The organism is Nocardia jiangxiensis NBRC 101359, from assembly GCF_000308615.1.
GTDB lineage: Bacteria > Actinomycetota > Actinomycetes > Mycobacteriales > Mycobacteriaceae > Nocardia > Nocardia jiangxiensis.
Map to the genome: position 1 here is coordinate 54,743 of NZ_BAGB01000005.1, position 9,995 is coordinate 64,737.

Sequence of the window (9,995 nt, forward strand, 5' to 3'; positions counted from 1 at the left end):
CAATTCGATCGACCGCCGTTCGGGCATCGCCGGATATTGGTCACTGCGACACCACGGGTGCGCCGGTCCCGGCTTTCGGTGGCTGCACCGGATCGGCTCGGGCGATGACCACCGCCGATCTGGCCCGGCTCACCGCACCGGGGCAGATCGGATTCGCCCTGGTGACTCCGTCCGACGACGATCGGGTCCGGTGGATTCAGCAGCACTGCAAGGCATTACCGCCCGACAGACAAGCACGATTCGGTGCGGGCGTATGGCTGCGGACCGGTCCGGCATGCGAAGCCGCCCGCCACACATCGGTGACGGGCGGCGGAAACGCCTGCGCTACGGGCTATTTCGTGGGAGCCCAGTCCTCCAGGTAGGCGCGGTAGGTGCCCATCGGCAGCGCGACGTCGTAGACGAGCGCGCCGGAGGGCGTGAACTCCGAGATGTGCGGGGCCATACCCCAGCCCACCAGCGTATTGCCACCCGGCAGGCCCTGTGCGTTACCCATCGCCGGAGCGACCAGGTTGCTCGGGTGAATCTGGTTGCGCACCAACGTCGCCCGACGCGCGGCGGGGTCCACGTGGATCCACTGCACACTCGACACACCCAGCGTCTGCTGACCGCTGGAATTGTCGTTGAACAGCCGGATCGTATCGGGGCCGTCGAATTCGGCGTCGTGCTGGAAGGCGAACTGCACGCCCGGACCCAGGGCGAGGGTGGAATGCTTACCGCCGAGCTGCCAACGGATCTTCCCGGTGTGGATGTCGACGTCGTACACCGCGGAGGTGTCGCGCATCGAGATGACCAGATTCCCCTGGGGATCCAGCGCGATCGAATTCATGTGGAACGGGTCGTAGACCGCGGAACCCGGCGAGGAGGTACTCGCGGTGGTGTCGGTGAGCGGGACGTGCTGGGCCGCACTCCACTGGAACAGCACCTTCTTGCTGGCGACGTCGACCACCGAGGCGACGGTGTCGTACATCTTGCCGTTCTTCGGGCCGCCGATCGCACTGAGATCCGCGTCGACCTCCCGGTACGCGGTGATCAGCGCGCGGCCGTCGGGGGTCAGCCGGAACTCGTGCACATCCGAGTTCAAACCGTTTCCGGCACTGAGCGTTTCGATGACGTGGCCGTGCTCGTCGGCGATGTGGTCGGTGCCCGTGCCGTGCCCGCCGACGGTGCTGCCCTGCCACCAGGTCAGCACCCGTTTGCCCTGATAGGTCTGGGTCCGGAAGTTCGATACGTCCTGGCCCTTGGGCGGGGTGTATCGCCAGACCTCGCGACCGGATTTGTCCATCACCACGTTGCCGGGCGCGGCCTGCGGCACATTCGACAGCGCCTGGCCCAGCCCCGGCACCAGCGCGGCCGCACTCACTCCGCTGGTGTAGTAGATGTACCCCGGACTCGCGCCGGGCTGGTTCACATCGACCGTGTAGCTCAGCGCGCCCACCGGCACGCTCGGCAGTGGCGCCGCCGCGGCCGACGGAGCGAGTGCGGCCCCGAGCCCGACGGCGGCCGCGGCCAGAGCGGCGGCGCCGCGTCGGATATGGTGCGAATTCCGTATCATATGATTCCTAGCCAGGCTAATGAATGGATCCGGGCGGGAGGCTACCTCCTGTTTCTGTGGTGACTCTGTGACACGCAGCGTAGGCCGACGATGATCGGACCCCGAACCCGCACAGCATGTTCCGGTGTGTCGGCCCACGCTCGAGGTGTCGCGCCGCGCACCCGCCGCAATCGGCAGCGAGCAAGCCGCACGGTGCGGGTGCATTCGTTGGAATGCCGGGTCAGCCGAGGGCGCGACGGGCATATGCCCGCACGTCGGCGTCGGAATCGTCGACGGCCTGGCGGAGTGCGTCGCGGGCGGCGGCGTTGTCCGGCCAGAGACCGAGGGTGAGGACCGCGGCCTTGCGGACGTCGGGGTGCGGGTCGGACAGGACGGTGCGCAGGGGGTCCGCGGCCAGGTCGGGACCCAGGGCGGTCCAGCCGCGGACCGCGCCTTCGCGGATCTGCCAGGCCGAATCGGTGAGGGCGGTGGTGAGGACGGGCGCGTCGGTGGGGTCGCCGAGTCGGGACAGCGCGGCCAGGGCAGCGGCACGGACCAGCGGATCGCGGTCCGTGGCCAGGTCGCGCACGGTGTCCGCGCCGCCCTGTCCGACGGTGGCCAGGCCCTGGGCGGCGGCGATGCGGACCTCGCGGTTCTCGTCGTGTGCGGTGGCGGCCAGGGCGGTCCAGTCGTCGATCGAGACCAGGGCGCGCACACCTTCGATCCGCACGCGGTGATCGTCGTCCACCACGGCCTTGCCGAACAGTTCGGCCGAACCCGCTCGCAGCGCCCGCAGCAGATCCACCACACCGGCCCGCACGAGCGGATCCGGTGAACCGGCATGATCGGCCAGACCTGTTGTGGCAGGAAGGATTTCGACCAGCTCCCGAAGTCCGGCCAGAGCGGCGGCACGGACCGCGGCGGCCGGATCGCCGAGCGCGGCGATCAGGGCGTCGGCGAATCCGTCCGGCGTGCCCTCGGTCAGGACCGAGACCGCCGTGGCGCGCACGCGAGGGTCGGCATCGGCCAGGAAGGAGCGCAACTCGGTGAGCGAGGGCGCGTCCAGGCCGAGCAGCTGCGCGATCGCGGGCGCGACCTCGGCGGCGGTATCGGTGTCGGTCGCCGCGGTGTGCGCCCGTGCGACGCCCGCGTCCGCCGCGGCCGTGCGTGGCGGGCCGGTGATCAGACCGGGTTGTGCCACGGATTCGGCGACCTGCGATCCGCTGAATCGTCCGGCGAGTTCGGGCACCGGAACGAAATACGGTGCGACAGGCCGTTTCAGGAATTCCATCGCCCCGTCCGGGCCCTTGCGCAGGTTCAGGTGGTAGTGCCATTGCTCGTCGTCACGCTCGGGCAGATCGGCGCGCTCGTGGTAGAGGCCCCAGCGGGATTCGGTGCGGGTCAGCGAGGAGCGCGCCGCCATCTCGGCGCAGTCGCGAATGAAACTCACCTCCGCACAACGCATCAGCTCATGCGGTGTGGTCGCGCCCATCTCGGCGATCTCCCGGCTCATCCGGTCGAACGTCTCGATCGCCAGGGACAGCTTGGTCGCTGTTTTCGGCGGCGCCACATAGTCGTTGACGAAGCGGCGGAGTTTGTACTCCACCTGCTGCTGCGGCGGGCCGTCCGGATCGCGCAGCGGTCGGTATACCAGTTCGTGGGCGTCGGCCAGCTGATCGGCCGGAAGTTCCTGTGGCGCAGCAATATCAACACGAGTACTCGCCGCGTGCTCCCCGGCCAGATCGCCGTAGACGAACGCGCCGATCATGTAGTTGTGCGGGACGCAGGCCAGATCCCCGGCTGCGTACAGTCCGGGCACGGTCGTGCGGGCATGCTCGTCCACCCAGACTCCGGACGCGGAATGTCCACTGCACAAACCGATCTCGGAGATGTGCATCTCGATGTCGTGGGTCCGGTAGTCGTGACCGCGATTGGCGTGGAAGGTGCCGCGGGTGGGGCGCTCGGTGGTGTGCAGAATCCCTTCCAGCGCGGTGAGCGTCTCGTCGGGCAGGTGCGAAACCTTCAGATAGATCGGACCCCGGGCGGATTCGATCTCGTGCTTGACCTCACTCATCATCTGCCCGGACCAGTAGTCCGAGTCCACGAACCGCTCACCGCCGGCATTCACCTGATAGCCGCCGAACGGATTGGCGACGTACGCACACGCCGGGCCGTTGTAATCCTTGATCAGCGGGTTGATCTGGAAACATTCGATACCCGAGAGCTCCGCGCCGGCGTGATAGGCCATCGAATACCCGTCACCGGCATTGGTCGGATTCTCGTACGTGCCATACAGATATCCCGAGGCGGGCAGGCCCAGTCGCCCGCACGGTCCGGTCGCCAGGATCACCGCCTTCGCGCCGACGGCGACGAATTCCCCGGTGCGCGTGTTCAATGCGGCCGCACCGACCGCGCGCCCGCCGTCGGTGAGCACCCGCACCGGCATCAGCCGGTTCTCGATCCGGATCTTCTCGCGCATCTTGCGTTGCCGCAGTACGCGATACAGCGCCTTCTTGACGTCCTTGCCCTCGGGCATCGGCAGGACGTACGACCCGGAGCGATGCACCCGCCGCACCGCGTATTCGCCGTAGGCGTCCTTCTCGAACTTCACCCCGTATCGCTCGAGCCGCTGCACCATGGCGAATCCGCGGGTCGCGGTCTGATAGATGGTGCGCTGGTTGACGATTCCGTCGTTGGCCCGGGTGATCTCGGCGACGTAGTCCTCCGGTTCGGCCTTACCGGGAACCACGGCATTGTTGACCCCGTCCATCCCCATCGCCAACGCACCGGAGTGCCGCACGTGCGCCTTCTCCAGCAGCAGCACGTTCGCGCCGTGTTCGGCCGCGGTGAGTGCGGCCATGGTTCCGGCGGTGCCGCCGCCGATCACCAGCACATCGCAGTCGAGCCGGACGGTGTCGGCCAGGTCGGGAATCTTCATCAGCGGTGCTCCAAGCGGCGATGGTCAGGGATGGGCGGCGGCGAGATCGTCCGAACGATCCAGGGCGGCGAGGATTTCGGTGCGCAACCGGGTCCGGTCGGCGTCCGGATCGCGGGGCCGGGGAATGTCCAGCAGCGCCCGCACCGGGCGGGCGGCCCGGTCGAGTACTGCGATCCGATCACCCAGCAGCAGCGCCTCGTCCACATCGTGCGTGACGAATACGACGGTGGTCGGATGCGCTCGCCAGGTGTCCACGAGCAGACGCTGCATGGTGGCCCGGGTGGGCGCGTCCAACGCGCCGAACGGTTCGTCCATCAGCACCGCGCGGGGTGCGCCGGCCAGGCCGCGGGCGAGTTGCACACGCTGGCGCATACCGCCGGACAGGTCCTTGGGCAGGTATTTCCCGAATCCGGTCAGACCTACCTCCTCGATCCATCGTTCGGCGCGTTCGCGTCGCCCGGCCCGAGGTTCACCACGCAGGCGCAGGGCCAGTTCGATATTCGAGCGGACCGTGCGCCAGGGCAGTAATGCGTTGTCCTGGAAAACCATTGCGCGATCTCTGGACGGGCCCGTGACCGGTTCGCCGTCCGCCAGAACGCGCCCCGAGCGCGCGGGCAGCAGACCTGCCAGCGCCCGCAGGACGGTCGATTTACCGCAACCGGACGGCCCGGTCAGCACGAGGATCTCACCCGGCGCGATATCCAGGGTCAGCTCGCTGATCACCGGCGTTCCGGAATAGCGCAACTCGACCCGGTCCAGCTGGAGATCCATCGCGGTACTGCGGGATTCGCTCATTTCGCCTCCGCTCCTGCCCGGGGCAGCCAGGCGGTGGCGCGGCGACCCAGCAACTCCACCGCCGCCGACGTCGCGAAGCCCAGCACCCCGATGGTGATGATGCCGACGAACACTCCCGGATAGTCCACGATCGTGTACGCCTGCCAGGTGCGATACCCCACACCCAGTCGGCCCGAGATCATTTCGGCCGAGACCACGCAGATCCAGGCCACCCCGATCCCCACCGACAGCCCGCCGAACACCCCGGGCAGACTGCCGGGCAGCACGACCCGCAGCAGGACGTCCCACCGGCCGCCGCCGAGGGTGCGCACCGAATCCTCCCAGATCACCGGCAGTGCCCGCACCGCGTGCCGGGTGCTGACCATGATCGGGAAATACGCGGCCAGGAAGGTGATGAACACGATTCCGGCCTCGTCGGTGGGGAACAGCAGAATGGCCACCGGCACGATCGCGATCGCCGGAATGGGCCGGGCCAGTTCGGTCAGCGGTCCGAAGATGTCGGAGAACAGGCGCGAACGTCCCAGGGCCACACCGGATGCGACGCCCGCGAGCGCGGCGAGTACGAACCCGCTCAGGATCCGGATCACCGACTGCCCCAGATCCAGCCAGTAGGTTCCGGTGCCGAGCTGATGCCCGAACGCGTGCACGATCTGGGTGACCGTCGGCAGCGTGTCGAAACGCACCCAGAGCCGAATGTGGTTGGCGGTCAACAACTGCCATACGACGATGGCCGCGACGACGGAGACGAGCCGGATCGCCCGCGAGCGCCACACCCGGCCGCCTTCGTCACGGTCCGATGCGCCCTCGGCGGATTCGGTCGCGACCGCCGACGGTGTCGCCACGATGATGTCGGGCCCACCGCCGGGTGCGTCGAGACGAGCGGAGACCGGGGCGTTCACGGCTGCACCTCATCGATCGCCTGGTCGTAGGACAGCTGAACTCCGCCGGGATGCCCGCTCAGATAACGCTGTACCGCGGCCGGTGTGGTGAACGGCAGGTAGGTCTGCCCGTCACGCACCCACAGCGCCTTGTCGGCGAACCAGCGGGTACCCAACTCGGCGTCGGGAACGTAGGCCGCGCGGACCTTCCGGCCCTGTGCCCGAGCGGCTTTCACCGCACGCAGCAGACTCGTCGGATCGGCGGCGGGCTGGGTCGTGTCCTGCCCGTCGAACCAGATCTCCCCGGCCGGAGCGGGATCCGTGACCGGCCGGTTCGCGACCGGATCGGTGCCCGTGATCGGCGCCGGATCGGTGAAGTTCGCGACCGCCTTGTCGTAGTCGACGCCCCGCTCGCCGAACGCCTTCCGCAGTGGCGCGTCGTCGACGAATCCGCTCACGTCCAGATCCGCGAAATCACCGATCGACTTCAGATACGGGATGTCACCCTTCAAAGCCTGGATGAGCTGTGGTTTCAGTGGTGTGTCGAACGAGGTCCCGCCGGGGCCGTTGTAGAGGTACACCACTTCCGCCGGCAGTCCGGTGTCGTGGGACACCGTCTCGGCGGCCTCGACCGGCTTCGTGTGCAGGAAGTCGGTCGCGTCCAGCTGTGCCTGCAGGAATGCGTCGAGCACCTCCGGATGCTGTTTCGCGTAGTCCCGCCGGGCGACGACCCCGTGGAACGTCGGCACATTCAATTCCGCCCCGTCGTAGAGCAATTGGGCCTTGTTCTGGAACACCAGCAGTCCGGGCCAGGCGACGAACTGCGAAAGGGCCTGCACCTGACCGGAATCCAACGCGGAAGCGCCGATCTGCGGCTGCTGATTGAGAATCTGTACACCCGATTTCGGATCGATCCCGGCTCGGGTCAGTCCCTGGCGCAGCGTTCCGTCACCGGCCGATCCGACACTCGCCGAGACCTTCTTCCCGGCCAGTTCCTTCAACTCGCGGATCGGCGAATTCGGCGGAACTACAACCATATTGAGCGAGCCTTTCGGCTGATACCCGGTGACCGACACCAATTCGGTGCGGGATCGCTCGCTCGCCTGTGTCCGCGAACCATTGATCAACAACGGATAATCGCCCATCGAGCCGATATCGATCTTCTCCGCGACCATCTGCGCGGTGATCGGTGCGCCGGTGTCGTAATCCTGCCATTCGACCTGATATTTCGGCCCGCCCGCCGCGGTCAGCCGCGCCAGGCGCTGTTCGAGAAATCCCTTGGCACGCAGCAGTGTTCCGGCGGTGACGGTATTGATGGTCTTGGATTGGTAGCCCACCACGACCCGGACGGTATTCCCGGACGTGGCCGACTCGAGTGAGCAGCCCGCGGCGATCAGGGCCACGGCTGATAAGCCCGCGATGAGGCGGGCAGGACGGTATTTCATCGGAGACCTCGGAATGCTATTCGCGCAGTGGCGATTTCGGTGCGCGGATCAGCGCAGCAGGAAGGGCATGTTGACGGTGACGGCGCCGGTGGGACAGCGGGCCGCGCACGGGCCGCAGTACCAACACTCGTCCACGTGCATGTATGCCTTGCCGTTGTCCGGGTTGATCGCCAGTGAGTCGAGCGGGCAGATCTCGACACACAGGGTGCACCCCTGAATACACAGTGATTCATCGATGGTCACCGGGACGTCGGCGCGCTGGTTCACCAGGGCCATTCAGATCAGCCTCCAATCGCTGCTTTCCGCGGGCCGGACGAGGCTGCCGCGCATGGTGATTCGATCTCCGCGCAGCCGGATGTACTCGAGGTCCACCGGGCGGCCGTCCTCGAGCCGGGTCAGTCGTTCCAGGAGCAGCAGTGCGCCGCCCTCGGGCATCTGCAACGCGGCCGCGGAATGCGGGTCCGCGGTGATCGCCTCGAGCACCAGATCGGCGGAACCCAGTGCGCCGCCGCCGATTTCCTCGATGAGGGCGAATACGTCGTTGGTCTCCAGCTCACGGGTGATCACCTCGGCGCCGATATCCGGCGCGAGATAGGTCAGATCCAGGCTCAGCGGCAGATCGCCGAGATAACGCAGCCGCTCGATGTACACGGCCTGCTCGCCCGGATTCAGGTCCAACCGGCGCGCGACGGCCGGGGGCGGGGTCACCCAGGTGATCACCCGCACGTCGTTGCGGACCTCGCCGTGACCGCGCAGGGTCTCCTTCAGTCCGCGCAGCGCATCCAGGCCGTGCTCGTACTTGCGCTGCGCGATATGGGTGCCCACCTTCGGCGCGCGTTCGATGAGACCCTCGTCCTTGAGCAGCGCGAGGGCATCGCGCACGGTGTTGCGCGAGACCGCGAATTCGGCGGCGAGCTCACCCTCGCTGGGCAGGGTGTGCGCGAAGGTCTGCGCGTGGATCTGCTGCCGCAGCACGTCGGCCACCTGACGGGCGCGATCGGCACGGCGGATCGAGGTGTGCAGCGGGGTCTGTTGCGGCGTCAACTCATTCTCCTTCCGCCTGTGACCTGCGGTTTCCGAGAATAAGGGGATATCCGCGCGTCCCCGGGCCGATGTCCGGGCCGGGTGGGTGCGCCGGTGGGTAATGCGCCGCACATCGATCGCGGCAGCCTGCCGAAACGGGAGTGATTTCGGCCATTGCGCCACCCCGCCGACCGGGCCGAGATATTGGAATCCGGCTGAGCAGAATGCATGCAGACCGCTTGGTCTGGCGTCCATGACACATGGGATGATAACGTTCTCAACCATGTTCCCCAGCCGACCGAATGCCGCTCAGGTCACCTATGTGACCGTTGCGCTCGGTGTGCGGCTGCCGCGGCAACGCGAGCTGTGTTGCCCTCGGCCGCGCAGCTGAGAACCGCTCCTGCTCGTTCGTGACGGCCGGTCGCGTTCTGTCCGGGCCCTTCTCACTGCCTTGTTGTCGTTGCCGAACATCGCCCGTGCGGGCTTTTCAACAAGGATTCGAAATGACGATCCCCACCATCGAGCGACCGTCGACCACCACCGCCCCCGTCCGGGTCGTATCAGCGCGTCCGGCGGTACCGCCCGAACTGCGTATCTCCGACAACCCCGCCGCCGCCGTGTTGCGTGCCGCGACGCGCGGTCCGATCTTCCGCGACTCCGCCGCGCAGACAACGGGTTCCAGTATCGCAACGGTCAATCGTCAAGTGTCCGCGCTGCTTTCGACCGGACTGCTGCGTGAGCGGGCCGATCTGACCGCGTCGGGGGCGGTCGGACGTCCGCGCATTCCCTTCGAGGTCGATACCGACACCTTCGCCACGCTGGGTGTGCACATCGGGGCCACCGTGACCCGGATCGTCGCCGCGGATCTGTCCGGACGCATTCTCGGCGGGCTGGATATCGCCACCCCGCAGGTCGGCCAGGATGCCGCGCTGACCATCATCGCCCGCAGTGCCAAGGCGTTCCTGGATCGGCTGCCGCGTCGCCGGCCGCTGTGGACCGGCGTCGCGCTGGCCGGACGGGTCGATCCGGCCGCCGGACTGGTCGATCATCCGCGCCTGGGCTGGCAGGCCGCACCGGTCGCCGCGGTCTTCGCCACCGTGCTGGACCTGCCGGTCTCGATATCCGCGCACGTGGAGGCGATGGCGGCGGCGGAACTGCTGCTCACGCCCGGTGAACAGCAGCGCCCCGGCAGCAGCCTGTACATCTACGCGCGGGAGACCGCCGGTGTCGCGGTCACCCTGCACGATCGGGTGCACACCCCGGCCAGCGGCCCCGGTTCCATCGCACACCTGCCCACCGGCTCCGATATCGAATGCGCCTGCGGCCGTCGCGGCTGCTTGGAGGCCACCATCGGCGAGGCCGCGATCCTCGGCCGCGCCGTGCGC

General features: G+C 67.8%; 9 protein-coding genes. 2 read left to right on the forward strand and 7 right to left on the reverse strand.

The annotated features are described in order from the left end of the window. The first annotated feature begins 104 nt into the window (after window positions 1–104). Window positions 105–362, forward strand: a complete 258-nt coding sequence (locus tag ON40_RS01490; RefSeq protein ID WP_157186157.1) for a hypothetical protein — start codon at window positions 105–107, stop codon at window positions 360–362. On the opposite strand, the gene ON40_RS01495 is transcribed toward ON40_RS01490, so the two are convergent. From ON40_RS01495 to ON40_RS01525, 7 genes are all read right to left on the reverse strand, one after another. Beyond that, window positions 332–1,552, reverse strand: a complete 1,221-nt coding sequence (locus tag ON40_RS01495) for an arylsulfotransferase family protein (RefSeq protein ID WP_040817519.1) — start codon at window positions 1,550–1,552, stop codon at window positions 332–334. The genes ON40_RS01490 and ON40_RS01495 overlap by 31 nt on opposite strands. Window positions 1,553–1,772: 220 nt before the next feature. Next, window positions 1,773–4,469, reverse strand: coding sequence for a fumarate reductase/succinate dehydrogenase flavoprotein subunit (locus ON40_RS01500; RefSeq protein WP_040817521.1), 2,697 nt, complete (start codon window positions 4,467–4,469; stop codon window positions 1,773–1,775). A gap of 24 nt (window positions 4,470–4,493) precedes the next feature. Further along, window positions 4,494–5,264, reverse strand: a complete 771-nt coding sequence (locus tag ON40_RS01505) for an ABC transporter ATP-binding protein (RefSeq protein ID WP_040817523.1) — start codon at window positions 5,262–5,264, stop codon at window positions 4,494–4,496. Next, complete coding sequence (locus tag ON40_RS01510; RefSeq protein WP_051192525.1) at window positions 5,261–6,106, reverse strand: ABC transporter permease; 846 nt, start codon at window positions 6,104–6,106, stop codon at window positions 5,261–5,263. Before ON40_RS01510 ends, ON40_RS01505 begins: the two co-directional genes overlap by 4 nt. A gap of 53 nt (window positions 6,107–6,159) precedes the next feature. Next, window positions 6,160–7,587, reverse strand: coding sequence for an ABC transporter substrate-binding protein (locus ON40_RS01515; RefSeq protein WP_040817526.1), 1,428 nt, complete (start codon window positions 7,585–7,587; stop codon window positions 6,160–6,162). 48 nt (window positions 7,588–7,635) lie between these two features. Continuing rightward, window positions 7,636–7,863 carry a 4Fe-4S dicluster domain-containing protein gene (locus ON40_RS01520; protein WP_040817529.1) on the reverse strand — a complete coding sequence of 76 codons (228 nt, stop codon included), beginning with the start codon at window positions 7,861–7,863 and terminating at the stop codon, window positions 7,636–7,638. Next, window positions 7,864–8,631, reverse strand: a complete 768-nt coding sequence (locus ON40_RS01525; RefSeq protein ID WP_040817531.1) for a GntR family transcriptional regulator — start codon at window positions 8,629–8,631, stop codon at window positions 7,864–7,866. 482 nt (window positions 8,632–9,113) lie between these two features. Between ON40_RS01525 and ON40_RS01530 the strand changes: the two genes are divergently transcribed. Beyond that, window positions 9,114–9,995, forward strand: an 882-nt coding sequence (locus ON40_RS01530) for an ROK family protein (RefSeq protein WP_040817533.1), incomplete at its 3' end; no start/stop codon positions are given.

What these genes read in the sequence shown, in the direction of transcription:
- ON40_RS01490 (WP_157186157.1), top strand. Translation starts at nt 105, where the DNA reads ATGACCACCGCCGATCTGGCCCGGCTCACCGCACCGGGGCAGATCGGA.
- ON40_RS01495 (WP_040817519.1), bottom strand. Translation starts at nt 1,552, where the DNA reads ATGATACGGAATTCGCACCATATCCGACGCGGCGCCGCCGCTCTGGCC.
- ON40_RS01500 (WP_040817521.1), bottom strand. Translation starts at nt 4,469, where the DNA reads ATGAAGATTCCCGACCTGGCCGACACCGTCCGGCTCGACTGCGATGTG.
- ON40_RS01505 (WP_040817523.1), bottom strand. Translation starts at nt 5,264, where the DNA reads ATGAGCGAATCCCGCAGTACCGCGATGGATCTCCAGCTGGACCGGGTC.
- ON40_RS01515 (WP_040817526.1), bottom strand. Translation starts at nt 7,587, where the DNA reads ATGAAATACCGTCCTGCCCGCCTCATCGCGGGCTTATCAGCCGTGGCC.
- ON40_RS01520 (WP_040817529.1), bottom strand. Translation starts at nt 7,863, where the DNA reads ATGGCCCTGGTGAACCAGCGCGCCGACGTCCCGGTGACCATCGATGAA.